The organism is Enterococcus sp. S86.2 (assembly GCF_059834485.2).
Genome location: NZ_CM206813.1, coordinates 725,796 through 750,000, shown reverse-complemented (window position 1 = coordinate 750,000; position 24,205 = coordinate 725,796). Strand labels below are relative to the sequence as shown.

The 24,205-nt window shown below is 38.6% G+C and carries 26 protein-coding genes, 2 rRNA genes and 1 other RNA gene (1 of these 29 running past the window's edge); 9 read left to right on the top strand and 20 right to left on the bottom strand.

The genetic code is table 11. The features are described from left to right. From AC6R0T_RS03380 to AC6R0T_RS03365, 4 genes are all read right to left on the bottom strand, one after another. Nucleotides 1-854: ribosomal RNA gene (locus AC6R0T_RS03380) — 23S ribosomal RNA — on the bottom strand (it extends 2,060 nt beyond the left edge of the window). A gap of 234 nt (nt 855-1,088) precedes the next feature. Further along, nucleotides 1,089-2,648 (bottom strand): 16S ribosomal RNA (locus AC6R0T_RS03375). Together the 16S and 23S rRNA genes form the textbook arrangement of a ribosomal RNA operon. 662 nt (nt 2,649-3,310) lie before the next feature. Next, nucleotides 3,311-3,673, bottom strand: a complete 363-nt coding sequence (locus AC6R0T_RS03370) for a hypothetical protein (RefSeq protein WP_206905881.1) — start codon at nt 3,671-3,673, stop codon at nt 3,311-3,313. Nucleotides 3,674-3,734: 61 nt separating this feature from the next. Then, a complete protein-coding gene (locus tag AC6R0T_RS03365; protein ID WP_230709946.1) occupies nt 3,735-4,115 on the bottom strand; it encodes a CvfD/Ygs/GSP13 family RNA-binding post-transcriptional regulator in 381 nt (126 codons plus the stop codon). A gap of 79 nt (nt 4,116-4,194) precedes the next feature. Here AC6R0T_RS03365 and AC6R0T_RS03360 point away from each other — a divergent pair, with 79 nt between their 5' ends. Next, on the top strand, nt 4,195-5,361 hold the full coding sequence (locus AC6R0T_RS03360) for a MalY/PatB family protein (protein ID WP_303753253.1): 1,167 nt from the start codon (nt 4,195-4,197) through the stop codon (nt 5,359-5,361). Nucleotides 5,362-5,531: 170 nt separating this feature from the next. Beyond that, nucleotides 5,532-6,224 (top strand): YczE/YyaS/YitT family protein, encoded by a 693-nt coding sequence (locus AC6R0T_RS03355; protein WP_303753254.1) that lies wholly within the window; start codon nt 5,532-5,534, stop codon nt 6,222-6,224. Between the two features lie 77 nt (nt 6,225-6,301). Here the strand turns inward: AC6R0T_RS03355 and AC6R0T_RS03350 are convergent, their stop codons facing one another. After that, nucleotides 6,302-6,892 (bottom strand): peptidylprolyl isomerase, encoded by a 591-nt coding sequence (locus AC6R0T_RS03350; RefSeq protein WP_206905870.1) that lies wholly within the window; start codon nt 6,890-6,892, stop codon nt 6,302-6,304. 135 nt (nt 6,893-7,027) lie between these two features. Here AC6R0T_RS03350 and AC6R0T_RS03345 point away from each other — a divergent pair, with 135 nt between their 5' ends. Together AC6R0T_RS03345 and AC6R0T_RS03340 are read left to right on the top strand one after the other, a co-directional pair. Further along, nucleotides 7,028-7,504: a GNAT family N-acetyltransferase gene (locus AC6R0T_RS03345; protein WP_282461492.1), complete on the top strand. Its 477-nt coding sequence runs from the start codon at nt 7,028-7,030 to the stop codon at nt 7,502-7,504. A 114-nt stretch (nt 7,505-7,618) separates the two neighbouring features. Continuing rightward, nucleotides 7,619-8,590 carry an NAD(P)/FAD-dependent oxidoreductase gene (locus AC6R0T_RS03340; RefSeq protein ID WP_303753255.1) on the top strand — a complete coding sequence of 324 codons (972 nt, stop codon included), beginning with the start codon at nt 7,619-7,621 and terminating at the stop codon, nt 8,588-8,590. A 155-nt stretch (nt 8,591-8,745) separates the two neighbouring features. Here the strand turns inward: AC6R0T_RS03340 and AC6R0T_RS03335 are convergent, their stop codons facing one another. Then, on the bottom strand, nt 8,746-8,982 hold the full coding sequence (locus AC6R0T_RS03335) for a DUF1450 domain-containing protein (protein ID WP_303753256.1): 237 nt from the start codon (nt 8,980-8,982) through the stop codon (nt 8,746-8,748). Nucleotides 8,983-9,071: 89 nt separating this feature from the next. On the opposite strand from AC6R0T_RS03335, the gene AC6R0T_RS03330 reads away from it, so the two are divergent. Beyond that, on the top strand, nt 9,072-9,581 hold the full coding sequence (locus AC6R0T_RS03330; RefSeq protein ID WP_230709957.1) for a phosphatidylglycerophosphatase A family protein: 510 nt from the start codon (nt 9,072-9,074) through the stop codon (nt 9,579-9,581). Nucleotides 9,582-9,846: 265 nt separating this feature from the next. On the opposite strand, the gene AC6R0T_RS03325 is transcribed toward AC6R0T_RS03330, so the two are convergent. The 4 genes from AC6R0T_RS03325 to AC6R0T_RS03310 are packed head-to-tail and all read right to left on the bottom strand — an operon-like array spanning nt 9,847 to nt 13,298. Then, nucleotides 9,847-10,494: a TIGR01906 family membrane protein gene (locus AC6R0T_RS03325; protein ID WP_303753257.1), complete on the bottom strand. Its 648-nt coding sequence runs from the start codon at nt 10,492-10,494 to the stop codon at nt 9,847-9,849. After that, entirely contained in the window at nt 10,491-11,267 is a 777-nt protein-coding gene (locus tag AC6R0T_RS03320) for a TIGR01457 family HAD-type hydrolase (RefSeq protein ID WP_206905858.1), read from the bottom strand. The genes AC6R0T_RS03325 and AC6R0T_RS03320 overlap by 4 nt, the downstream gene beginning before the upstream one ends. Further along, entirely contained in the window at nt 11,267-11,881 is a 615-nt protein-coding gene (locus tag AC6R0T_RS03315; protein WP_303753258.1) for a YutD family protein, read from the bottom strand. Before AC6R0T_RS03315 ends, AC6R0T_RS03320 begins: the two co-directional genes overlap by 1 nt. A 34-nt stretch (nt 11,882-11,915) precedes the next feature. Continuing rightward, complete coding sequence (locus AC6R0T_RS03310) at nt 11,916-13,298, bottom strand: bifunctional metallophosphatase/5'-nucleotidase (protein WP_282461496.1); 1,383 nt, start codon at nt 13,296-13,298, stop codon at nt 11,916-11,918. 155 nt (nt 13,299-13,453) lie between these two features. Here AC6R0T_RS03310 and AC6R0T_RS03305 point away from each other — a divergent pair, with 155 nt between their 5' ends. Then, nucleotides 13,454-13,735: a hypothetical protein gene (locus AC6R0T_RS03305; RefSeq protein WP_206905854.1), complete on the top strand. Its 282-nt coding sequence runs from the start codon at nt 13,454-13,456 to the stop codon at nt 13,733-13,735. Nucleotides 13,736-13,797: 62 nt separating this feature from the next. Here AC6R0T_RS03305 and AC6R0T_RS03300 read toward each other — a convergent pair whose 3' ends face one another. Further along, complete coding sequence (locus tag AC6R0T_RS03300) at nt 13,798-14,958, bottom strand: AI-2E family transporter (protein WP_206905852.1); 1,161 nt, start codon at nt 14,956-14,958, stop codon at nt 13,798-13,800. A 191-nt stretch (nt 14,959-15,149) separates the two neighbouring features. Between AC6R0T_RS03300 and tadA the strand changes: the two genes are divergently transcribed. Together tadA and ffs are read left to right on the top strand one after the other, a co-directional pair. Beyond that, the gene (gene tadA / locus AC6R0T_RS03295; protein WP_206905851.1) at nt 15,150-15,707 is read left to right on the top strand and encodes a tRNA adenosine(34) deaminase TadA; all 558 of its coding nucleotides are present in this window, start codon (nt 15,150-15,152) and stop codon (nt 15,705-15,707) included. 58 nt (nt 15,708-15,765) lie between these two features. After that, nucleotides 15,766-15,852, top strand: an RNA gene (gene ffs, locus AC6R0T_RS03290) — signal recognition particle sRNA small type. Nucleotides 15,853-15,943: 91 nt separating this feature from the next. Here the strand turns inward: ffs and AC6R0T_RS03285 are convergent. The 5 genes from AC6R0T_RS03285 to AC6R0T_RS03265 form a co-directional block, all read right to left on the bottom strand. Beyond that, nucleotides 15,944-16,279: a hypothetical protein gene (locus tag AC6R0T_RS03285; RefSeq protein WP_206905849.1), complete on the bottom strand. Its 336-nt coding sequence runs from the start codon at nt 16,277-16,279 to the stop codon at nt 15,944-15,946. Nucleotides 16,280-16,720: 441 nt separating this feature from the next. Continuing rightward, on the bottom strand, nt 16,721-17,347 hold the full coding sequence (locus AC6R0T_RS03280; RefSeq protein WP_303753259.1) for a YczE/YyaS/YitT family protein: 627 nt from the start codon (nt 17,345-17,347) through the stop codon (nt 16,721-16,723). 171 nt (nt 17,348-17,518) lie between these two features. Next, nucleotides 17,519-18,229 carry a zinc metallopeptidase gene (locus AC6R0T_RS03275; RefSeq protein ID WP_303753260.1) on the bottom strand — a complete coding sequence of 237 codons (711 nt, stop codon included), beginning with the start codon at nt 18,227-18,229 and terminating at the stop codon, nt 17,519-17,521. Nucleotides 18,230-18,324: 95 nt separating this feature from the next. Then, nucleotides 18,325-18,666, bottom strand: a complete 342-nt coding sequence (locus AC6R0T_RS03270) for a zinc ribbon domain-containing protein YjdM (RefSeq protein WP_230709972.1) — start codon at nt 18,664-18,666, stop codon at nt 18,325-18,327. A 135-nt stretch (nt 18,667-18,801) separates the two neighbouring features. After that, nucleotides 18,802-19,236: a MerR family transcriptional regulator gene (locus AC6R0T_RS03265; protein WP_282462596.1), complete on the bottom strand. Its 435-nt coding sequence runs from the start codon at nt 19,234-19,236 to the stop codon at nt 18,802-18,804. Nucleotides 19,237-19,348: 112 nt separating this feature from the next. On the opposite strand from AC6R0T_RS03265, the gene AC6R0T_RS03260 reads away from it, so the two are divergent. Then, the gene (locus AC6R0T_RS03260) at nt 19,349-20,380 is read left to right on the top strand and encodes an SDR family oxidoreductase (RefSeq protein ID WP_303753261.1); all 1,032 of its coding nucleotides are present in this window, start codon (nt 19,349-19,351) and stop codon (nt 20,378-20,380) included. Between the two features lie 282 nt (nt 20,381-20,662). Here the strand turns inward: AC6R0T_RS03260 and AC6R0T_RS03255 are convergent, their stop codons facing one another. From AC6R0T_RS03255 to AC6R0T_RS03240, 4 genes are read right to left on the bottom strand one after another with little or no spacing between them, the layout of a single operon-like run. Continuing rightward, nucleotides 20,663-21,322, bottom strand: coding sequence for a Crp/Fnr family transcriptional regulator (locus AC6R0T_RS03255; protein WP_206905839.1), 660 nt, complete (start codon nt 21,320-21,322; stop codon nt 20,663-20,665). Nucleotides 21,323-21,354: 32 nt separating this feature from the next. Further along, on the bottom strand, nt 21,355-21,897 hold the full coding sequence (locus AC6R0T_RS03250; protein WP_282461501.1) for a ferritin-like domain-containing protein: 543 nt from the start codon (nt 21,895-21,897) through the stop codon (nt 21,355-21,357). A 3-nt stretch (nt 21,898-21,900) separates the two neighbouring features. After that, a complete protein-coding gene (locus AC6R0T_RS03245; RefSeq protein WP_303753262.1) occupies nt 21,901-22,128 on the bottom strand; it encodes a heavy-metal-associated domain-containing protein in 228 nt (75 codons plus the stop codon). A 31-nt stretch (nt 22,129-22,159) separates the two neighbouring features. Next, entirely contained in the window at nt 22,160-24,049 is a 1,890-nt protein-coding gene (locus tag AC6R0T_RS03240) for a heavy metal translocating P-type ATPase (RefSeq protein ID WP_282461502.1), read from the bottom strand. Between the last annotated feature and the right edge of the window lie 156 nt (nt 24,050-24,205).

The following is a 24,205-nucleotide window of genomic DNA, read 5'->3' as shown; positions in this document are numbered from 1 at the left end:
AGAGAACCAGCTATCTCCAAGTTCGTTTGGAATTTCTCCGCTACCCACACCTCATCCCCGCACTTTTCAACGTACGTGGGTTCGGTCCTCCAGTGCGTTTTACCGCACCTTCAACCTGGACATGGGTAGATCACATGGTTTCGGGTCTACGACTACATACTCATTCGCCCTATTCAGACTCGCTTTCGCTGCGGCTCCGTCTCTTCAACTTAACCTCGCATGCAATCGTAACTCGCCGGTTCATTCTACAAAAGGCACGCTATCACCCATTAACGGGCTCTAACTTGTTGTAGGCACACGGTTTCAGGATCTATTTCACTCCCCTTCCGGGGTGCTTTTCACCTTTCCCTCACGGTACTGGTTCACTATCGGTCACTAGGGAGTATTTAGCCTTGGGAGATGGTCCTCCCGGATTCCGACGGAATTCCTCGTGTTCCGCCGTACTCAGGATCCTCCTAGGTGCCTTCCAAATTTCGCCTACGGGGTTTTTACCCTCTTTGACTGACTTTTCCAAGTCATTCGACTATCTGAAAGAACTACCATATTGGAGTCCTACAACCCCAAGATGCAAGCATCTTGGTTTGGGCTGTTCCCTTTTCGCTCGCCGCTACTTGGGGAATCGATTTTTCTTTCTCTTCCTGCAGGTACTTAGATGTTTCAGTTCTCTGCGTCTACCTCGTATACGCTATGTATTCACGTATACGTAACATCCTATAAAAGATGTTGGGTTCCCCCATTCGGAAATCTCTGGATCATAGCTTACTTACAGCTCCCCAAAGCATATCGGTGTTAGTCCCGTCCTTCATCGGCTCCTAGTGCCAAGGCATCCACCGTGCGCCCTTATTCACTTAACCTTATAAGACCTTACGGTCTGGTTTTGAGCAGTTCTTCTAGCGATAGAAGCTTACTCAAGAAAATAAGCAATTGAACTTATTAAAAAACTCATTCAACGCGGTGTTCTCGGTTTGTTTTGATTTTTTCTTCAAGTATCCAGTTTTCAATGAACAAAATAAAATGTTTGAGAGTAGACCTCTCAAAACTGAACAAAGACAAGTTACAAACTGTGTAGTTTCCGTAATATTCCTTAGAAAGGAGGTGATCCAGCCGCACCTTCCGATACGGCTACCTTGTTACGACTTCACCCCAATCATCTATCCCACCTTAGGCGGCTGGCTCCATAAAGGTTACCTCACCGACTTCGGGTGTTACAAACTCTCGTGGTGTGACGGGCGGTGTGTACAAGGCCCGGGAACGTATTCACCGCGGCGTGCTGATCCGCGATTACTAGCGATTCCGGCTTCATGTAGGCGAGTTGCAGCCTACAATCCGAACTGAGAGAAGCTTTAAGAGATTAGCTTAGCCTCGCGACTTCGCAACTCGTTGTACTTCCCATTGTAGCACGTGTGTAGCCCAGGTCATAAGGGGCATGATGATTTGACGTCATCCCCACCTTCCTCCGGTTTGTCACCGGCAGTCTCGCTAGAGTGCCCAACTAAATGATGGCAACTAACAATAAGGGTTGCGCTCGTTGCGGGACTTAACCCAACATCTCACGACACGAGCTGACGACAACCATGCACCACCTGTCACTTTGCCCCCGAAGGGGAAGCTCTATCTCTAGAGTGGTCAAAGGATGTCAAGACCTGGTAAGGTTCTTCGCGTTGCTTCGAATTAAACCACATGCTCCACCGCTTGTGCGGGCCCCCGTCAATTCCTTTGAGTTTCAACCTTGCGGTCGTACTCCCCAGGCGGAGTGCTTAATGCGTTTGCTGCAGCACTGAAGGGCGGAAACCCTCCAACACTTAGCACTCATCGTTTACGGCGTGGACTACCAGGGTATCTAATCCTGTTTGCTCCCCACGCTTTCGAGCCTCAGCGTCAGTTACAGACCAGAGAGCCGCCTTCGCCACTGGTGTTCCTCCATATATCTACGCATTTCACCGCTACACATGGAATTCCACTCTCCTCTTCTGCACTCAAGTCTCCCAGTTTCCAATGACCCTCCCCGGTTGAGCCGGGGGCTTTCACATCAGACTTAAGAAACCGCCTGCGCTCGCTTTACGCCCAATAAATCCGGACAACGCTTGCCACCTACGTATTACCGCGGCTGCTGGCACGTAGTTAGCCGTGGCTTTCTGGTTAGATACCGTCAAGGGATGAACATTTTACTCTCATCCTTGTTCTTCTCTAACAACAGAGTTTTACGATCCGAAAACCTTCTTCACTCACGCGGCGTTGCTCGGTCAGACTTTCGTCCATTGCCGAAGATTCCCTACTGCTGCCTCCCGTAGGAGTCTGGGCCGTGTCTCAGTCCCAGTGTGGCCGATCACCCTCTCAGGTCGGCTATGCATCGTGGCCTTGGTGAGCCGTTACCTCACCAACTAGCTAATGCACCGCGGGTCCATCCTCAAGTGACGCAAAAGCGCCTTTCAAATACTAAACATGTGTTTGGTATTGTTATGCGGTATTAGCACCTGTTTCCAAGTGTTATCCCCCGCTTGAGGGTAGGTTACCCACGTGTTACTCACCCGTTCGCCACTCCTCTTTTTCCGGTGGAGCAAGCTCCGGTGGAAAAAGAAGCGTTCGACTTGCATGTATTAGGCACGCCGCCAGCGTTCGTCCTGAGCCAGGATCAAACTCTCATAAAAAGTGTTTGAACAGTCATAGACTGTTAAGCTCAAATAAAAATTAACTTTGCTAGCTATTGCTTGCATGTTGTTTGCTTCTATAAAAGAAGCGCCCTACACATTGGTTCGTTTGCTTGCTTTGTTCAGTTTTCAAAGGTCTACTTGCGAAGTTAAATGTATTTATCTAACTTGCAGTTGGTTGCTTTTTGAAATGTTTCGGCAACTCTTATATCTTATCAGTTGACTTAATTTCTGTCAACTGTTTTTTTCAAAAAGTTTTAAAAGCTTTTTGAAATGATATTTCAGAAGTTCGCCGCTCATCAAGCAACTTCGTTAGTTTAACAGTCGTTGTAGCAACTGTCAACAACTTTTTTCAAAAATGTTTCAAGTTGTTTTCAATCGTGTGACTGCCTTGCCAACGTTGATTAATTTACCACTTTAAGAAGTTCAGGTCAACCAAAAAGTTTAGAAAAATAAAGGAAGACTAACATACAATTTCCATCAAACAATTCAATCATTCGTATTTCAAATATCAAAAAGTGAATTTCACAAAAAAAATTATTATATTGATATTATTTACGAATTAAAATCCACCTTATTACTATTTTATCCGTTAAATATTTTTTTGAGTATTTATTTTTTTGTACAAAAAAAGGAGATTTTGATAATCTCCTTTTGGTCATTTAAAAATAAGGTACACCTTCAATATCATAATGCCTAATAATTTCCCGAAATCTTTGGGGTTCTTCCCAACGAAAATCTTCAGGTAAATCACCAACTAACTTTTCTTCACTCGTTTCAAAAACAAACAGTGGAACGTTCTCTTTTTCAATTTGACCATTCGTCAATTCTACTAAGTCAATATTTTTCACATCGAGCTTAACGCTTTCTTTTAATAAGCTCAAAATATTAGCCAAACCAGTACGTTCGTTTGAAAAATCAGTAGACGCCAACTCCATTGTATCTCCTACAGTATGAACTAAAAATCGTTTAGAGCCATTTTGTAAATGCAACATTACTGTTCCAGCAACTTTTTTATTAGTCACGATACCACCTCGGCTGTTTTATCTGCTTTTATGATAGCACATTTTCAGAAAACATGCATAATTATTTCGCACGATTTTCAGAATGCAAATAGGCTACAGCCTCATCAATCCAGTCTGGTAATACTTTTTTAATTGAGGTAAAACCAATTTTTTTATTTTTATTTGTAAAGTAGCGTTTTTTGTAATTGCGATTTGGAACATAATTTTTTTCTAGCGTTCGTTTAGATAAACTGATTTTTTGTGAATATTCATCAATATCAATAATTTGGACCTTTACTTTTTCCCCAACGGACAAAATATCATGGATATTTTTAGTATAACCAGACTGTACTTCAGAAATATGTATCAGTCCTTGGGTTTTATCATCCAAAGAAACGAAGGCACCATAAGGCTGAATACCTGTAACTTGACCTTCAAGAATATCGCCGATTTTATAAGACATTTGGTTTCCACTCCTTGCTTTATTCATTATACTGTAATTAGAGTTAAAAAAGAAGTTTAGAAATTTAGGAGGTCTTTTTATGTCAAGTTTTGATCAACGCAACGAACGCCGTCACACAAATAGCGTCAAATGGGATAGTATTGCAACAACTTACCACAAAGATGATCTATTGCCGTTGTGGGTAGCAGATATGGATTTTACTGCACCACCTTCTGTTAAACAAGCACTGCTTTCTTATGTAGAACAGGGAATTTACGGCTATACACTTTTTGGAGATGATCTATATGCTGCTATTATAAATTGGCAAAAAAAACGTCATAATTATGATATAAAAAAAGAGGATATCTTATTTTCCCCTGGTGTCGTACCAAGTATTGCTGTCAGTATTGAGGCTTTCACATCCAAAGGTGACAGCGTGATGATACAAGATCCTGTCTATCCCCCTTTTGCCCAAATGGTAGAAGAAAACAAACGAAAATTAGTTCGAAGTCCACTTAAAGTAGTCAATGGGCACTTTGAAATGGACTTTACCACAATGGAAGCGCAAATGATTAAAGAAGATGTCAAACTTTTTATTTTATGTAATCCCCATAATCCAGGTGGACGCGTTTGGAGCAAGACCGAATTAAAACAATTAGGTGACTTATGTAAAAAACATCATTGTTTGGTTGTAAGTGATGAAATTCATCAAGATCTGATATTTGCGCCTTATCAACATGAAACTTTCCATAATATCGATCCAAGTTTTGCTGATTTTTCTATTGTGTTAACTGCTGCTACAAAAACTTTTAATTTGGCCGGCATTAAAAACTCGATGATTTTTGTGAAAAATCCCGAATTAAAAGCCGCTTTTACCGCTGTTCAAGCAAAAAGTGAACAAGATACGATTAATACATTTGGACTGATTGGTACTAAAGCTGCCTATGAAGGTGGCGAAACATGGTTAACTGAACTGTTAGACTATTTACAAAAAAACAGCGCCTTTACCATTGAATTTCTCCAAAAAAATCTGCCGCAAGTAAAGATCATGCCCCCAGAAGGTACTTATCTTTTCTGGTTAGACTTTTCTGCTTATAATTTAACGGATACTGCGTTAAACAAGAAGATGATTGATGAGGCTGGTGTTGTTTTAAATGGAGGTTTTACATTTGGACCTAATGGAAAACAACATGTGCGTCTAAACATTGCTTGTCCTAAATCCACATTACAACAAGGATTAGAGCAAATAGCACGGGCATTTAAATAATAAAAACATTTTGACCGTATCTTTTGATGCGGTCTTTTCTTTTTCTTTCTTGTTTTTATTACATTTGCCATGAAAATTTTGTTACACTAAAATAAGACAATGATTAAAAATAGTATTTTACAGACTTTTTTTAAAAAAATTTCTCTGTAAAATAAAAAAGGAGGACAAAGATGCCTGATTTTGCAAAACGTTTCATTCAATATGTCCCTGGGATTTTCATTTTAGCCTTGGGAACTGTGCTTTTTTCAAGTTGCCAACTAGGTGTCAGTTCTTTAGTTTCAGTACCTTTTACGACAGCGACCATTACTGATCTATCCCTAGGTAATGCCACGAGTTTAGTCTTTGGCTTATTGGTTATCGTTGAGATTATCCTGGTCAAAAGTTTGCCATTAAAAATTCTTTTGCAATTACCTTTTTCATTTCTTTTTGGTGCAGTGGTAGATTTTTACAATGTCGGTTTAGGTTTGAAAGATTTTGTCGTGACAAGTCTAATTGGCAAAATTGCACTTTTAATTGCAGCCGTAATCGCTACTAGTGTGGGAGCCTTTTTGATGGTGAACTCCAAACTGATCTTAAACCCACCTGATGGTTTAGTAGAAATTATTGCGTTAAAAAAAGAAAAGCGCTTTGGTCAAGTCAAGTTCTATTTTGATTTAACGATGATTACCCTCGCCTTTTTATTGGGAATGATTTTTTTGGGCCAACCAAACGGGATTGGCTTTGGGACACTCACAGCTCTTTTATGTGTTGGACGTCTCATTCATTTTATCGAAGTAAAAACCTCCAAACATCCAATTGAAGAAACCGACGAATATGCGCAAATGGTAGCCCCCGATGACCCAAGTGATGTTAAAACGCCTTAACAGACAAACAAATACCCGAATAAGACACTGTTAAAAAAAACATTGGCTTATTCGGGTATTGTTTTAACTATTTTAAATTAGTCGGCTAAAATTTCAACCGTTTCAATGACCACATCATGAACTGGTTTATCTTGCGGGCCTCTTTGAACATTCGCAATTTCATCTACGACATCCATGCCTTCAACCACATGACCAAAGACAGTATGACGGAAGTCTAACCACGGTGTGCCGCCTTGTTTATATGCTTCAATAATTTCAGAAGGATAACCCGCACCTTCTAATTGTCCCAGCATATTCCCTGGAACATTTTGGTTGTTCACAATAAAGAATTGGCTACCATTAGTATTTGGTCCGGCATTGGCCATAGACAACGCACCCCGAACGTTAAACAATTCTTTTGAAAATTCGTCTTCAAAATTCCCACCAAAACTACTTTCACCACCCATACCAGTACCGGTTGGATCGCCGCCTTGAATCATGAAATCTGGAATGACACGGTGGAAAATAACACCATCATAATAGCCTTTATTGGCTAATGCTTCAAAGTTTTGGACTGTTTTTGGGGCTAATTCTGGAAATAGTTGTACTAAAATGTTGCCACGGTTTGTTTTGATTAGTGCTTTGTGGCCAGTTTGGTTTTCTAATGTTAATTGTGGAAAATCGCTCACGATAATTCCTCCTTCTATTTAATGGATTAATTTCATGATAGCAGACTTCGCCTATTTTGCCACGTATTCTTGATTTTATTTTGCGATATTTGCTATACTTGCTGGAAACTAAACGCTCTACCAGGGGGTGCACCAATGAAAATTCGTCTAATCGAAAAAACAGATGATAAAACAATCGCCAAGATTATTCGTACAAGTCTTGAAGACTGCAACTTAGCAATCCCAGGAACTGCTTATTTTGATTCCGAACTAGACCAACTGTCTACTTACTATGCTGCTTCACCTAAACGAAATTATTTTGTTATCACAGAAAAGGATGAAATTCTCGGAGGTGTCGGGATTGCCGAATTTTATCCTGAAAAAAATATTTGCGAGCTGCAAAAGTTATACTTAACCAAAAAAGCACAAGGAAAAGGCTACAGCAATGAATTAATGGTTGCCGCTTTAGCCTTTGCAACAAAGGCTGGGTATCGAGCAATCTATTTAGAGAGCCACCACAGTTTACAAGCAGCATTAAGCCTCTATCAAAAATTTGATTTCAAAATGCTTAAAACACCCTTACTTCCCACTGCTCACAATGCAATGGATTGCTTTTTACTAAGAGAACTTTAAAAGATTTAAAGGTGTGAAAGCTATAATGCCTTTTAATAGAAAAAACAACTCTTTGCCCTTATACTAGGAGCTATTGCAGTGGTTTACTGCGACAACATGCAAGGAGGAAACAAGATGGAAGTCTATGATATTACCATTATCGGTGCTGGTCCAGCGGGGATGTTCGCGGGTTTTTATGCAGGGATGCGCAATGCAAAAACAAAAATTATCGACAGTCTCCCCCAATTAGGCGGCCAGTTATCCACGCTTTATCCTGAAAAAAATATATACGATATTCCCGGTTACGTTCAAATAAAGGCCAATGACTTGGTGCAAGTTTTGGAAAAGAAGTTACAAACATTTCCCCATACTTATTGTTTAGGTGAAGAAGTGATTCACCTTGAAAAACAAGACGATGTCATTGTCATTACAACAGATAAAGATACCCACTACACCAAAGCCGCTATTTTAGCATTAGGAAACGGCTCGTTTCAGCCTCGTAAACTAACCGTGCCAAATGCCAAGACCTTTGAAAAGCGTGGTTTGGATTATTATGTCAATGATTTAATGAAATATGCTGGTAAAAAAGTCGCGTTAGCCGGCGGTGGCGATTCTGCCATTGACTGGGCCTTAATGTTAGAACCCATTGCCGCTGAAGTTCATTTGATTCATCGCCGCGACAAATTTCGTGCTTTAGAACACAGTGTTGAAAATCTTTACCAATCATCGGTTAATATTATGACGCCTTATGTGATTAACGACGTACACGGCACCGACTTTTTAGATGGCGTAAGTCTGCAACACGTTAAGACTAAAGAAAAAATTGAGTTAGCGGTGGATCACCTTCTGGTAAACTACGGCTTTACTTCTAACCTAAATGTGAAAGATTGGAATTTGGCTGGAACAAGACAAACCATCACAGTCAATTCTGACATGAGTACTTCTATTCCGGGAATTTACGCCTGTGGTGATATTGCCGGTTATGAAGGCAAAGTAAAACTGATCGCAACCGGTTTTGGCGAAGCCCCAACTGCTGTGAACAACGCTTTGCATTTTATCGACCCTAAAAATCGAACCCAACCTGCTCATAGTACAAGTTTATTTTAAACTCAAAAGACCTAAAAATTTTACTGCCTTTATACTAGTTGCTAAGCTAGTATAAAGCAGTAAAAATTTTTAGGTCTCATTTATATCAGAAAGTACAAATTTTGGACTTATGCCTTAGAGCTGAAGGTTTCCTTTAGCTTTTCTTATTTAGCTATTTAAAAATCATCCCACTCCGAAATAGCACCTTTGACTTTACTTAAAAGCTCTGACATCGTATCAGCTACAATGACTTCTCCTTCAACTACAACAAATAATTTTTTGGCACATAATTCACACATACTTAAACAACTGGTAATTAAAAAATCTGCCTTTTCCTTTAGTTCTTCATCTTCTAATAAAAGGTTGCCCTGCCGGCTTAGGTTTTGTTCACAAAATTCGATTAAAGGTTTCATGACGGTCTTCCTTTTCTTTGCTTGATGCTTTCAGATAGTATAACATAAAAGATGAGCTAACCTTAGCAAGAAGAATTGGAGGGATTTGAATGGTAATTGAAACAAAAACACTCGAAGAAAAAGCCCGTGAATTATTGACAACTCGTGGTGTTTCCCTAGATGAAATTGGCGAGTTGGTAATGTTTTTACAAAAAGATTATATCAAAGATATCACCTTGGAAAAATGTGTTGAAAGCGTCAATAGTGTCTTAACCAAACGAGAAGTCCACAATGCGATTATCACAGGTATTCAATTGGATATTTTAGCTGAAGAAGGAAAATTACTTGATCCTTTACAAGAAATTGTGGCAGATGACGAAGGCCTTTATGGTATTGATGAAATCTTGGCGCTGTCGATTGTTAACGTCTATGGTTCCATCGGTTTCACGAATTACGGCTATATCGACAAAGTAAAGCCTGGCATTTTAAAAGAATTAAACAGCCACGATGGCAAACATGTCCATACCTTTTTAGATGATATTGTCGGAGCTATTGCGGCTTCTGCTGCTAGTCGTTTAGCTCACCAAAATCCCGGTAAGTCCCATTACATCACCCAATAAGAAAAGCTGAATGCACTCGGTCAACTCGCCAGCAATAAGACGAAAAGCTTGATAAATTGTTCTTCAAATTTCTTAAGATTTTTGCCTTATTGTCGCCGCGAGTTAGTGCATGAAGCTAGACAATATGAAAGGCTGAACGCACTCGGTCAACTCGCCAGCAATAAGGCAAGTTAGTTCGGAAAATCAGGCGTGGATATTCTTGCTATCAGGCGTTTATTTCGCTGAAAAATTTATTCTTTTCTTATAGTCAAAAAAACAACGACCCTTAGTTAGGATCGTTGTTTTTTTGCTTGAAACTTGTCCGTCCCCATAAAACGAAAGCTAAAAAGCACAATTCCAATAAAACAAACGCTAAAATAAAGCAGTGCATAAAAAAGCTTTCCGGTAAAACATTAATGATTGGATCTGTTCTGGGGTCAAATAACCAGTCATCATTTTGGAAAAACAATTTGTGAAATGTCACAAAAAAACGATCAAACCCGGTTGCCATCACAAAGCCAAAAACCACTGGAATTACCATCCCCAGTTCAAAGGGCAAGATTAAGCGCCATAAACTTTGTTGTCTTTTCAACTTTACTAAAAAGATCAAAGAAGGAATGAAGGTCACAAGTAAAACAGCATAATTTAGCATAAATAACTTTTTAACATCGATAAAATGTCCCCGACCAGCTTCAGACATCGGAAAGTCCGGCAAAGCCAATTGACTTGCAAAGGGATTGTTTAAAAAAGCCATTAGTTTGTCAAAATTTTTTAACAATGTCGTTTTATCAACAACTGTATAATCGAGGATATTCAAATAATGAATATCAAAGACATATAAAGGCCGAAAGTTAATCGCTACTGTGATAACCAACGTGATAATCGTTAAAAAAAGGCTGAAAAAACCTAACCGTCTTTGCCAAGCTGTCATCATCTTTTTTGAACCTCAAAATCCCACTCATCTAATGAATCCAATACAAAAGTCGGTGCCTCAGGTAAGGTAGCAACCTCTGCTTTTTGAGTAAAACCTGACAGCACCAATAAGGTATCGATGCCATTATTTAGCCCAGAGCAAATATCCGTTTCGTAATTGTCGCCGACCATAATCACATCTTTTTTAGCTAAGCCAATTTTTTCCAGCGCTTTATCCATAATAATCGCTTCTGGTTTTCCAATGTAAATTGGTTTTGTTTGCGTGGCTGTTTCAACTAATGAAATCAATGAGCCCGCTCCAGGTAACAAACCGCGTTCAGTCGGAATGTTTTTATCTGGATTAGTCCCAATAAAAGTAGCACCTTTTTGAATGGCTAAAGTTGCCAATACAAATTTTTCATACGTTACATGATTATCCAACCCTACCACAACATAATCTGGGTTTTCTTCTTCCCAAGTAAAACCGGCCGCTAGTATTAAGTCAATCAGGCCTGCTTCACCAATGACAAAGACTTTATTACCGGCATTATCAGCTTTCATAAAATCAATGGTAGCCAAACTTGCTGTATAAATTGTTGCGGGCGCGACTTTGATATCAAATTCATTTTCCAAGCGCTCTGAAACTGTCTCAGGGCTACGGGTTGTATTATTTGTGACAAATAAAAACGGTAAATTACGGCGTTTTAATTCATCTACAAAGCGTTTTCCTGCTGGAATTGGTTCTTGACCACGATAAATCGTGCCATCTAAATCAATTAAGTATCCTTTGTACATTAATCTTCTCGCTTCCTAATGGTAAAGCCGCCTTTTCTTCCATCTTTTTTGACAGGTTTTGCAGCAGCTTCTGTTTTCTTAGTCGGCTGTTTTTCAACTTTTTTCTTTAATACCGGCTTTGTTTTTTTCTTTACCTCTGTTTTCTTTTCGGCAATATGTGCTTGTGCCGGCTGATTCGTGTAATTTTTCTTACGGCGTTTACGATTTTGTGTTTTCTCCCGCTTATTTCCTACGCGCTGGATCACAAAATAGGCACAGCCAAAATTACAGTATTCATATAAATAATCTTCTAAAGTATCAATGCGCTGTTCTGGTTGTGCTTTTTTATCAGCAGCACTGAAAAAGCCTTTTAAGCGTAGCTGCTCATAGCCCCAGTCGCCAACAATATAATCATAACGAGCCAAAACCTCGCTGAAACGTTCCCCTAATTTTTCTGCGTCAAAGCCTTCCCGGTGGTCATAAACAAGCTTATACTGACGTTGTCCGATCATAAAATCAGTCTCATTAATCGGTGTCACAAGCTCACCTTTTTGCGGTTTTGCCACTTCTTCGGTTGCGACTTCCTCTAAAACCGTCGTTAATTCTTCGGTTAGATTTTTGTTCTCTTTTGTCATTCTTTCACCACCTGTTTTTCATTATACCTTGTTTTTATTTGCTTGGATAGTGAGTTTGCAAATACGTCCCTAACACGCTACGGATAAACTCTGGAAATAAAAATTCGTATTTACCAGCAATCTCAATTGTAGGAAAAAACGGGACAAACATAAAATGATCCACTGTCGTAAATGTGTAGTCTTTATCATCTTGCAGTTTTTCTTTTAACCAATAAACTTCATGATTCACACTGTCATAAAAAATACCATCATACGTGATTACACCAAAGATCTTCCCGCGAAATCCCATCCCCAGCATGGGAAAATTCCGTAAAAAGTTACGATTTTTTTCCATCTCTAAAACTAAACGGCGGACGTCAGCACCTTTTAACGTGACCTTTAAAAGGTGCATTGGGTGGGGCAAAGTCGTATGGAGTTGATCTTGATTCACTTCACCTTTTGGCAATTCTTGCAAAAATAAACCACTATTTAAAATAGCCACATCTGTCTGCCCTCTTTTTTCTACCGCTTTTAAAGTTGCATCGATTAGGCGGTGCTCACCATTTAAATCCAGCGTTAAATCATAAGGTAAGTTCGCGACCTTTTGCGCTTTTAGTAAGTCATGCCCTTTTTGCAAATAGCCCTTAATTTCTTCTTCATCTTCTGGAAACGTCGTTAAAGTTGCAGTTTCAATGGTACGCGCCATTTTGGAAATAATTTTATGATTTTCGTCCAATTCCAGCCGAACCTCTCCAATATAATAGCCAAACTTTCCAGCGGCAGCTAATTGTACGCCATTGACCACTTTACCGGCTGGAAATAAATGGTGGGTATGGGACCCTAAAATCACATCGATTTCCGGCATTTCGCTGGCAATTAACTGATCGTCTTCAATTCCCAAATGACTCATTAATACCAAAACATCAACTTGCGGTCTTAAATGGGCAACTAAATTAGGCAAAATTTCTAATGGGTACCGAATATCCCAACCATTAGGACTATAGGTAAGGGGAAATGGTGCTGTCAGTGCAATTAGGCCAACTTTACTCCCAGCTTTTGTGGTGATAATTTTATATTCTTTGCTCCATTTAGGTGGTTGTAAAGTTTTTTTATCAAATAAATTGGCTAACAAAACATCAAAATTGGCTTCATCATACAGGTGATTTAAATCGTATTGGGAATTTCCGACCCCTTCATTATTTCCGATTGTAGCCGCATCATAATGAACGGCATTCATTAAAGCAACGTTTGCTTTGCCATTTGTCGCTTCTGACAAAGGATGCCAACGATCGACGAAATCACCTAAATCAACTGTAATAGCCCCATGACCTTTTTGGGCTAATTCTCGCTGGCGTTGTTCCAAATAGCGTCTGATTTTCGGCCAGTTTTCTAAATGGGAGTGTAAATCATTGGTATGCATAATGGTAATTTTTTCCATAATGAGGCCTCATTTCTAAAGATAGGTAAATAAGCTAAACTTAGACTAGCACATTTTTTTCACAGCGTCTTATTTTGATACCCGGGTTTGAAATCTTTTACCCAATCACATGCATTTGCTAAAATAAAGCTAGCAGTAAAAAAGGAGGAAGGCAGATGAAACACGCATTAAAAACCGAATGGGAAAAATTATTTAACAAAAAACACGACTTATCCCAATTAAAAAACCTTAATAAAAACGAAAAAGGACACTTTATTACACCAGATGGCGTCAAAACCGAAGTCTGGGAAAAGCATGATGAAGACGGTCTAAATGAATTAATGACTTCTGATTGGGAATCCTTCTTAGATGGCAACGACGTCTTCAGCGAACTAAGTTTAGCCGAACAAAATGAATTAAAAGCTAACGCCCCTCGTTACGAAGACTACCACGAATAATTCTTTGCGCTAGTAAAAAAAGCTATGCTGGTAGATTCAAAACATCTACAAGCATAGCTTTTTTATTCTTCAAAATCAGTCTCTTCATATTTCCCATACTCACCATAAAAGCGATTATACCGCCCTTTTAGTTTGCGGAAGAAATAAATACATAAAACCTTTATCACAGCGTAAATAGGAATCCCAAAAATCAGACCAAACATCCCCATTAAATCTCCCATTACCAATAAGACTAAAACAATCGTAATTGGATGTACTAAAAGATGTTTGCCCATCACTGCTGGTTCAATCAGATGCCCATTGGACATTTGGACAATTACCCAAACCAGACACATTTTTACTAACATGCCAAAAGAAGACATCAATGCGACAATAAAAGCTGGGATAAAGGCAATAAATGGCCCAATATATGGAATGATAGCCGTCACACCAGTTAGTAAGGATAACGACCCGGCAAATGGCATACCAATAATTAAAAAGCCAATAAAGGTCAACAAGCCAATCGCAATACTAACTAAAACTTGTCCTTTCAAATATGCTCCTACTTGCGTATTCATGCTCCCTGCAATCGCTTTGGCATCTTTACGAAAACGAGGAGGAATCAACTTGGTAACATAACTAAAAAATTTGCGATCATCTTTTAATAAGAAAAAAGTAATGATTGGTGCCGTCCCAATAATTAATACTGTGCTGGTAATAGTTGAAACAACATTGGAAGCCCCTTTAATAACCCCTGATAAATAATCGGTTACTTGGCTAGAAAGTCCCTCAGACCAATTCTGCAATTTTTCCATTGTTTGATCCAACGGTTCTTCAAATGGTGAATTATCAAAAAGCTTCGTGATCATTTTTATCGTCTTATCCATGTAATCTGGAAAAGAAGAGACTAAAGAGAGAACTTGTTTTTGAATAATCGGACTAATTAAAACAACAGCAACTACGACTAAACTAATCAAAACAATAAATAAAGCTGCTACACTAATTACCCGCTTCACCCCTTTACCTTCCAGCCAATCAATAATGGGATTAAATAAATAATATAAGACCATCGTTAGAATAAGCGGGCCACTAATGGCTTTAAAAATTGTCACAAACGGATCAAATAAGAAATCCAGCTGGGCAAAGAGCCACAAAACAGCGCCTAATAAAAGTAACGCTACTAAAGTAAAAATTAAATTTTTACCACCTAAAAATTTTATCCAGCGACTGGTTTTTTTCTCCATCGTCACCACCTCCTACTTTGATTGTAGCTGACTTCAAAAACGGTGTAAAAGAATACGGTACTTTAAGCTGTTATTAAGCTTGCAGAATTATAGTTTTGCCATACCCAATAATTTTTTTCATTTCTTCTTTTTCGATACCCTAGTAAAACTGCCAATTTTACTAGGGTACCTCTTTTGTCTCTTGTCAAAAAATGCTAAAATTTGGCGAGGTGAAAAATGTGGAAAAAAGCAGTAGCTTGGATACTTTAACAAAAGAAAAATATATGCTCTTGGCCTTAGAACAGGCAAAAAAAGCGCAAGCTATCGGAGAAGTACCGATTGGTGCCGTAGTTGTTTTAGACGGTAAAGTTATCGGTTATGGATACAACCGCCGCGAGGCAGATCAAGATGCAACTGCACATGCAGAAATGTTTGCCATTCGCGAGGCGTGTCAAAATATCGACAGTTGGCGTTTAGAACGCAGTCAACTATTTGTCACATTAGAACCCTGCCCCATGTGTAGCGGGGCGATGCAATTAGCCCGCGTGGAAGAAGTTTATTTTGGTGCTTATGATCCAAAAGGTGGCGCAGCTGGTTCATTATTGACAATTTTAACTGATGAACGCTTTAACCATTGGTCTTATGTTGAAGGCGGCATTTTACAAGCGGACTGTGGTCAGATCTTAACTGACTTTTTCCGGGCATTGCGGGCAAAAAACAAAGCCGAGAAAAAAATGCGTAAACTTACATTAGATCTTCCGACGGAATAAAACTTTAGAAAAAGACTAGCCAAATTTGACGAAATACGCTATACTAGTTCTTGCCGCAAGGCTAGGACAATGGCAGGCTTGTGAATTGTGTCAGATCTGGAAGGAAGCAGCACTAAGCGGGATCTGCCATGTGTCTGATTAAAAAGACCTTAAACGAGACTTCGGTTTCGTTTTTTTATTCCAAAAATTTACCAAAAGAAAGACACGTCATTCTGACGTGCCTTTCTTTTTACTTTTTAGACAATTTGATCAATCAAACCACTTAATTTGTCTTTTAAACTTTCGGTTGTTTCCTTTAAAGAATCGCCATAGACAGAAATTTGTTTGCGACCGGATTTGATTTTTTTCATAACATTCATTAATGAATCCAATTCATCGTCTGACAAATTATCCACCACTGACATTAACTTTTCGTTGCCGTCAAACTTATCATCAACAAATCGTTTTACCTTGCAGCGATCTTTTTTATGGCGAATTTTATTAATTACCGCATCCGAAGCAATTACAGCTGTTGTAATACCAGCCACCGCCGCAATACTTAGTCCAATCGTTACTTTTGTCTTATTTTTCATCCTTTTTCAGCCCCTCTTTTAAGAACTTTTTCTACTACTTCATCATAGCACAGAGAAAAAAATAGCAAAACCAAAAGGGCTTTCACCCTTGTAAAAGTTAGGTGCCTTAACTAGATACATAAAAGTCAAAACACCTCGGGTAACTTTTCAAAAATAATACAAAGACTGACAAGGTAGCTCTTTTACCTTTTCTGTCTCTTGTTTATTTCTTGTAAAAGTTAGGTGCTTTGACTAGATACATAAAAGTCAAAAACACCTCGGGCAACTTTTCAAAAATAATACAAAGACTGACAAGGTAGCTCTTTTACCTTTTCTGTCTCTTGTTTATTTCTTGTAAAAGTTAGGTGCCTTGACTAGATACATAAAAGTCAAAAACGAGAAAGACTTAAACAATATTTTTTTGAAAAATGATTGCAAAAGCTAGTCTCCTTTGTTACCTTCTTATTTTTTGGTTAAAGAATTGACGATGGGATGGGTGATTTTTTGGTCAAAGAAACTGATAAACGGACCTGTTAAAAAGGCACTAATAAATGTTCCAATACCAATTGGTCCGCCAAAAACAAAGGCCACTACACTGAACGCAACATCTTGGATCACTCGAATAACCCGGTAAGGGGCTCCTGTTTTGTCCACAATTACTGGTGCAATTGCATCGTATGGCGCATTGCCTAATTCTGCCCCCATATATAATGATGCACCAAAACTAAAAAGCAAAATACCAATTACCAAAAAGAGCAATTGCATCAAAATATTGTGGGCAACTAAATTTAGACTGGTAAAAATTTCCGTGTAAAAATCAATGAAAAAACCTGCCAGCACCATATTGATGACGGTACCGATGCCGATGTATTTTTTTCCGAAAATAAAGATCAATACCAAAATGATAATATTTACCATCAGTTGATAGACGCCTAGTGATAAACCAAGTTTGCCCCCGAGTGCAATATTTGCGGACGTATAAGGATCTAAACCAACTTTTCCCATGCGTAAAGTGGTCGCCCCTAATGCTAGTATCGCAACACCTATTAGCGCTACAAGAGAGCGGATACCAATTTCCTTTTTATTCATGTCGTGCCTCCAGCCTGATTTTAAAATAGCAATCGTTTCATTTAGTTATTATTTTGTCAAAATTATCGCAAAAGTGCAAAGATTTGCCTTATATCAAGTATCTTATCGGGTAAAAGCGCATAAAAAATACGCAACCAATCAAAGTCGGTTACGCATTTAAATTTAGCAATCTTAATCCCGCCGATTACCACCAAAAATTAAAATCAAGCGCAAGAGTTGCAAGAACGTTGCTACAGCGGCAGCAACATACGTTAAAGCAGCGGCAAATAAAACTTTCCGCGCCATCGGCAGCTCTTCTTCTGTTAACAAATTCCCGTTACTCAAAATTTTCAACGCTCGAGCTGAAGCATTGAATTCTACTGGTAATGTTACCAATTGGAAAATCAGTGCCAATGAAAAAGCCCAAAGTCCAATCGTAACCAGTTTTGGCGCACTTAAGAAAAAGCCAATTAAAATAATCGGAAATGCCAAAGTTGAACCAAAATTTGCTACTGGTACAATGGCAGCGCGTAAACGCAACGGTACATAACTTTTTGCATCTTGAACCGCATGCCCACATTCATGGGCGGCTACAGCAATCGCGGCTACCGAGGTAGATTGCGCCGTCACTTCTGATAGACTTAACATTTTTGTTTGAGAATTATAATTATCGGTCAAATTTCCGGCAATTTTTTGCACCCCGACGTCGTTAATGTCTTGATCATTCAAAATATACTGGGCAGCTTGTGTCCCTGTAACATTATTGCGGCTTTTCACTTCATCGTACTTTCTAAAGGTACTATTTACATAAGCTGATGCGATCCCTGATAACACCAACCCGATAATCACTAAAATCATTGTTGGATCAAAAAACGGCATAAAGCCATAACCCATTCCATGCATCTTTGTTTCCTCCCTCACAGAATCAAATAAGACTTGTCTATCTTTATTTTACCATTTTACTCATGAAAATATTGTGAAGAGAATCAGAAGGAATTTTATAATTTTTTGACGAATTCTGACTTTAATTTCATTGGACCAAAACCATCCACTTTACAGTCAATATTATGATCCCCTTCAACTAAGCGGATATTTTTTACTTTTGTACCTTGTTTAATGGGATTTGAAGCCCCTTTGACTTTTAAATCTTTAATAACAGTGACACTGTCGCCATCTTGTAATAAATTGCCGTTTGCATCTTTTGCAACTACGCCCTCTGCTGGTGACTGTGTTTCTTTTGCTGCGCTCCATTCATGACCACATTCAGGACAAACAAATAGGCCGCGATCTTCATAGGTGTACTCAGACCCGCATTCTGGACATTTCGGTAATTGTGACATTTCATTTCTCCTTTAAAATTTTTTCGTAGCCTTTATTTTACCTAAAAAAACTGGTGGTGAAAAGACTTCATGAAAATTATCTCATCTGGAGAATGTCACTTTAGAAGGCCACTTCATTTTTAACTTTTAAACTTTTTAGCGGTATGGATTATATAAACCATAGCGTTCTTTTTCAGCACTGGAAAATTGCCGCATAGCAGCAACTACTTTAACTGCCTCAGGGCTCGTGTAAGTAGCCAATTTTTCATCTACTTCTTTTAGATTTTGCTGCAAACTTTCAATTTCAGCTAAAACATTTTGCCGATGTTGTGCTAAAAGGGCGCGTCGTTTGGGAATACTTTTTGTCCCTTCCATGCAATAATCAATGTAGACTTTAATCGTTTTAACTGGCATACCAGTATCTTTTAAACAACAAATAGTTTGAATAAAACCTAAATCCGATTCAGTAAACACACGGTATCCCGCTTCATTTTTTGAAACAAAAGGTAACAAGCCTGCTTTGTCATAATAACGCAAGGTGTAAACAGATAAACCAAATAGTTCTGCGACTTCTTTAATGGAATACATTATTTTTACTCCTTTTTTGTGCAACTTACTTTCCCTAGAGTGGACTCTAGGGTTTACACTCACTATAGTAACAAGTTAAAACAGATGCAAGTCATTCAACTTAGGAGGAATACACATGTCAAAAAAGATTCTCGTTACAGGGGGGACTGGCTTTTTAGCCTCTCACATTATTTTTCAACTATTGCAACAAGGTTTTGCCGTCAAAACGACAATCCGTCAAAATAACAGCCAAGCAGCTATTCTTGCTACTATAAAAGCAAACGGTATTTACGATACCTCACAACTGTCCTTTGCAGTAGCAGACTTAAATCAAGATGCCCATTGGGAAGAGATTATGGCAGATTGCGATGGTGTGATTAGTGTCGCATCACCTGTCTTTTTTGGTAAAGTTTCCAACGAACAAGAAGTGATGAAACCAGCCCGTGATGGGATATTGCGGATTTTAAAAGCCGCCAGCAAAACCGGAGTCAAACGCGTTGTTATGACCTCAAATTTTGGTGCAGTGGGTTTTAGTAATTTGGATAAAAATAGTTGGACCACCGAAGAAAATTGGACTGACGAAAATCAAGCCGGTCTCTCTTTATATGAAAAATCAAAATTATTAGCTGAAAAAGCTGCTTGGCAGTTTATGAAACGTGAAAAACCCAATTTTGATTTAGTTGCCATTAATCCGGTCGCTATTTTTGGTCCATCATTAAATGGCCATGTCTCCGGTAGTTTCGACTTATTAAAAATGTTATTGGCTGGGTCTACAAAACGCTATCCTAATTTACCTTTAAATGTTGTTGATGTTCGCGATGTTGCAGCAATTCACATTCTGGCAATGCTAACACCAGAAGCTGGCGGACAACGTTTTATTGCATCTGCAAATGGGATAATCACTATGGCTGAAATAGCTGCACTAATAAAAAAGGAACGGCCTGCATTAGCAGCAAAAGTCCCACAAAAGCAAATTCCAAATTTTTTAATCAAGTTAGCGTCTCACTTTAACACAACCGCCCAAGAAGGGGCTTTGTTCTTACAGATGAATCGCAATGTAAAAAATGATAAAGCAAAAAAACAATTAGGTTGGCAACCACTGGCAGATAGCAAAACTGCGGTCTTAGAGGCTGTTGATAGTTTGGTAGCACAAAAACACATCGAGTAGAAGACTTTTGCATTTTTTTAGTTGGTGATCTGTCGTTTTTATAAAAACAGCATAACCTTCTAAAGTATTTTCTTCACTAAAAAACACTGAATAAAAGAGGACATCCCCCGTTTTATTCAGTGTTTTATTTCTTATAAATAAGAAAGGCGAAACGAATCCTTCAGCCCTGAAGCTGGCCCGTGCTAAAATTGGCAATCGCCGTTTTCACTTGTAAAAATTTTAGCAGCAATTTTGTAAAAGTGCCTGCTTAATTTAAAGTTATCTGTGATGACCTAGCTTTTTTTATAAGTCTTCTAATCCGTCTTTATTCAAAAGCTTAATCTGATAGCCTTTTCGCAAAATCAGCTGTCTTTTTTCAAGCAACTTCATTTTGCGGGAAAGAGTTTCTGGCGTAGTTCCCAAAAAAGCCGCCAATTCTTTCATTTTCATAGGAATTGTAACCTCATCACTATTTTCGGCAATGCTCAAATCCAACAAGTAGACAGCCAAGCGTTCTTCAATTTTCTCCATCGTTAAAAATTGACTTTGCTGTTCTACTTTTGTCATTTTCTTGGCATTAATTTCTAAAAGTTTCAAGCTGAGCTTTGGATAATCTATCAGTAACTGTTTAAAATCGGCTTGTTTCAAGATGCAAACTTCTGTTTCTTGCAGTGCTTCGCTAAACAAGTTGTCATTGCTAGCTCCAAAAAGCAAGTTCTCACCTTCATAGCCCCCAGGTTCTACCACGCGCAATAATTGTTCTCTTCCAGCTGCTGATAGTTGATAAACTTTTAAATTACCACTGGCAACAATCACCAGTTGCGCTTCACCAGTCGGCGTTGTGATTTGTTCGCCTTTTTGAAAAACTTGATGATGCAGGAGTTGATTAATTCTAGCCTGATCTTCTTTATCTAAATGATTAAATAAAGGCACCAGTGTAACACATAAGTGATCAAAAACCACGAGCTCTCCTCCTTTTTGGAGCTAATTAAACGTTAGTCGTCGTCATCGTCATCTTCTAGCAGTAAACCTTCTAATGCGTCATGACCGATAAAACTTTGAAAAAGACGACTCTGTCCTTTTAACCAACCGTATAAATCTTGCAAAAATTGCATTAAAGCAAATTTTTCTTCTTTTTCAGCCAATTTTATCCCACGTACCACAAATAAATTTTGAGTATTAAAATCTTGCACTGCGGAAAATAAAATGGAATCTATTTCTTCATATTTTAATTGTCCGCTTTCTTCTAACATCGTATATTGCGTAAATTCGGCTGTTGTCGTGGGAATGACTTGACCTTCATCTAACAACAATTGATTTAAACGGTCAAATAATTCGTCTTCTTTTTTGATAATAGCGGCAATTTCAACACTAAAAGCTTTGCCAGGCCCCTTTAAATAGTAATTTATTTGACGTAATTTATTACGTTGGATAAACAAGTTAGCTAAGATGTGTCCACTCATGGCCCCTGCTGTTGGTGTATGGTGGTCTTTTTCACTTTGAATTAATTCTGCTTGATATTTTTCTGCTGCATTCATAATTTAGTCTTCCTTCACTTTAATAGATTGCACTTCATAGCCTAATTTTTCGATTGTATCTGCTAGTGCTTTGCCACTTACTGCATTTGGATCAATTTCTGCTTTAACTTTGCTGGCGTTAAATAAAACTTTTACTTTTCTTACTCCTGACTTTTGACTGACCGCACTTTCGATTTTTTGTAGACAAGATGGGCAAGTTAGCGCCCCTAATTGAATAATTACTTTTTCCATCAGACATTCTCCTTTTTATGTTTTATGGTACTTATTGTAAAACTTCTGTTGGATTAGAAACTTGATAGCTATCAAGTTTTCCCACTTTAAATGGTAATAGGCGCATACCATTTGCAATCACGACTAAAATACTTAATTCGTGAGCCAACATACCACTGGCCATGTAAATGTACCCAAAGATTAAACCGACTAATAAAAAAGCTACCGTTCCAATCGCAATGGCAATATTTTCCTTCATATTCCAAACTGTTTTTTTCGTTAAAGCATACGCATGAACTAGTTTGGTAAAATCAGAGTTCATTAAAACCACATCCGAAGTTTCAACAGCAACATCGGTCCCATTCCCCATTGCAATTCCAATATCTGCTAGGGCGATAGAAGGACTGTCATTAACCCCGTCCCCAACAAACGCCACCTTATGACCATTTTTTTGCAATTTGGTGATAAAATCTGCTTTTTCGGCTGGTAAGAGCTCGCCGTGAACTTCAGTGATTCCCAATTGTCTTCCGACAATCTCAGCCGCTTTTTTATTATCACCGGTCAACATGACTAAATTTTTTACCCCCATTTGTGTTAGCTGTGCAAGTGTTTTTTGGGCTTTCGGACGCACTTGATCTTTAATACCTAATAGCTGTGATAACTTTCCATCTTGTGCCAAATAAACTAATGAATGGCCACTTTCTTGTAAATAACTTTGATCTTTTGCGGCTGCATCAATCCTTATCCCTGCTTCTTGTAGTAGTTGGGCGTTGCCGACTAACACCTCATGATTGTTTATCCGAGCTTTAATACCACGACCCTTTAGGACAACTGTTTTTTCCACCGGTAAATAACTTGCAAGAGCTGCAAACTGAATAACAGCTTGTCCTAGCGGGTGATCTGATTGTCTTTCAACGCTAGCTAATAGGCGCAAATTTTCTGCTTTATCACCATAATAGTTGTAAATCCCACTAACTGTGGGTTTTCCTGCCGTTAACGTGCCGGTTTTATCAAAAACAAAAGTATCTACTTTGCTAAAGGTATCTAAAACTTCGCCGCCTTTTAACAAGACCCCAAATTTGGCCCCATTGCCAATTCCAGCCACATTGGAAACAGGTACGCCAATGACTAATGCTCCCGGGCAGCCGAGTACTAAAATGGTAATAGCCAAGGATAAATTCCAGCTAATCAGTCCTACAACTAGAGCCAAAAGTAAAACAAATGGTGTATAAAACTTCGCAAAACGATCAATAAAGCGTTCGGCCTTTGACTTGGAATCTTGGGCTTCTTCGACTAATTCAATAATTTTGCCAAAGGTCGTATCTTCACCAATTTTTTGTGCTTCTATTTGCAACGTACCATTTTCTAAAAAGGTGCCGGCAAAAACAGTAGCTCCAGCTTCTTTGTGCACAAATTTAGCTTCGCCGGTGACACTAGCTTCATTTAAATAGCCCTCTCCTGAGGTGATAATGCCGTCAACAGGTACTTGACCTCCTGTTTTAACCAATAACTGATCAAAAATTTCAACGTCATCCACATCCACTTCGCTAATTTCATCATTTTTAATGACAAAAGCTGTCGTAGGTGCCATTTGCGTGAGTGTTTTAATCGCCAAACGGGTCTTAGCCAACGTTTTTTGTTCCAGCCAACTGCCAAATAAGAATAAAAACGTCACAATAGCCGACTCATTATATTCTCCAATCAAAAAAGCACCGATAACTGCTATTGACACCAATAAATCGATGCTAATGACTTTTACCCGCAATGCTTGATACGCAAGGATAAAAATTGGCAAACTGCCTATAATCGCAGCTAGTGCCATGAAAAGACTATAAGCGGTTGTAAAATGTGCGAGCTTACTAATAAAAGCCAGACTAATCAAAACGCCACCTAAAAAAGCGAGTTGGTTTTTATGCTGCAAAACCTTTTGTTGATATTTCATACTCTCTCCTCCTATTTTGTCTTTTGTCAGCAAAAGCTAAACAACTTCCGCCAAATTTTCTGATGATAGCTTGTTACAAGCGAAATTATAAAAGTGGCCCTAATTGACAAAAAAGTAAAATTTATTTTCTTAACTTGCCCTTAGTTTAACGGTTAA

Coding starts and splice junctions, on each gene's coding strand:
- AC6R0T_RS03365 (WP_230709946.1), bottom strand. CDS start 4,115: ATGTCTTATAAAATCGGCGATATTCTTGAAGGTCAAGTTACAGGTATT.
- AC6R0T_RS03360 (WP_303753253.1), top strand. CDS start 4,195: ATGTCAAGTTTTGATCAACGCAACGAACGCCGTCACACAAATAGCGTC.
- AC6R0T_RS03355 (WP_303753254.1), top strand. CDS start 5,532: ATGCCTGATTTTGCAAAACGTTTCATTCAATATGTCCCTGGGATTTTC.
- AC6R0T_RS03345 (WP_282461492.1), top strand. CDS start 7,028: ATGAAAATTCGTCTAATCGAAAAAACAGATGATAAAACAATCGCCAAG.
- AC6R0T_RS03340 (WP_303753255.1), top strand. CDS start 7,619: ATGGAAGTCTATGATATTACCATTATCGGTGCTGGTCCAGCGGGGATG.
- AC6R0T_RS03335 (WP_303753256.1), bottom strand. CDS start 8,982: ATGAAACCTTTAATCGAATTTTGTGAACAAAACCTAAGCCGGCAGGGC.
- AC6R0T_RS03330 (WP_230709957.1), top strand. CDS start 9,072: ATGGTAATTGAAACAAAAACACTCGAAGAAAAAGCCCGTGAATTATTG.
- AC6R0T_RS03325 (WP_303753257.1), bottom strand. CDS start 10,494: ATGATGACAGCTTGGCAAAGACGGTTAGGTTTTTTCAGCCTTTTTTTA.
- AC6R0T_RS03320 (WP_206905858.1), bottom strand. CDS start 11,267: ATGTACAAAGGATACTTAATTGATTTAGATGGCACGATTTATCGTGGT.
- AC6R0T_RS03315 (WP_303753258.1), bottom strand. CDS start 11,881: ATGACAAAAGAGAACAAAAATCTAACCGAAGAATTAACGACGGTTTTA.
- AC6R0T_RS03310 (WP_282461496.1), bottom strand. CDS start 13,298: ATGGAAAAAATTACCATTATGCATACCAATGATTTACACTCCCATTTA.
- AC6R0T_RS03305 (WP_206905854.1), top strand. CDS start 13,454: ATGAAACACGCATTAAAAACCGAATGGGAAAAATTATTTAACAAAAAA.
- AC6R0T_RS03300 (WP_206905852.1), bottom strand. CDS start 14,958: ATGGAGAAAAAAACCAGTCGCTGGATAAAATTTTTAGGTGGTAAAAAT.
- tadA (WP_206905851.1), top strand. CDS start 15,150: ATGCTAAAATTTGGCGAGGTGAAAAATGTGGAAAAAAGCAGTAGCTTG.
- AC6R0T_RS03285 (WP_206905849.1), bottom strand. CDS start 16,279: ATGAAAAATAAGACAAAAGTAACGATTGGACTAAGTATTGCGGCGGTG.
- AC6R0T_RS03280 (WP_303753259.1), bottom strand. CDS start 17,347: ATGAATAAAAAGGAAATTGGTATCCGCTCTCTTGTAGCGCTAATAGGT.
- AC6R0T_RS03275 (WP_303753260.1), bottom strand. CDS start 18,229: ATGCATGGAATGGGTTATGGCTTTATGCCGTTTTTTGATCCAACAATG.
- AC6R0T_RS03270 (WP_230709972.1), bottom strand. CDS start 18,666: ATGTCACAATTACCGAAATGTCCAGAATGCGGGTCTGAGTACACCTAT.
- AC6R0T_RS03260 (WP_303753261.1), top strand. CDS start 19,349: ATGTCAAAAAAGATTCTCGTTACAGGGGGGACTGGCTTTTTAGCCTCT.
- AC6R0T_RS03250 (WP_282461501.1), bottom strand. CDS start 21,897: ATGAATGCAGCAGAAAAATATCAAGCAGAATTAATTCAAAGTGAAAAA.
- AC6R0T_RS03245 (WP_303753262.1), bottom strand. CDS start 22,128: ATGGAAAAAGTAATTATTCAATTAGGGGCGCTAACTTGCCCATCTTGT.
- AC6R0T_RS03240 (WP_282461502.1), bottom strand. CDS start 24,049: ATGAAATATCAACAAAAGGTTTTGCAGCATAAAAACCAACTCGCTTTT.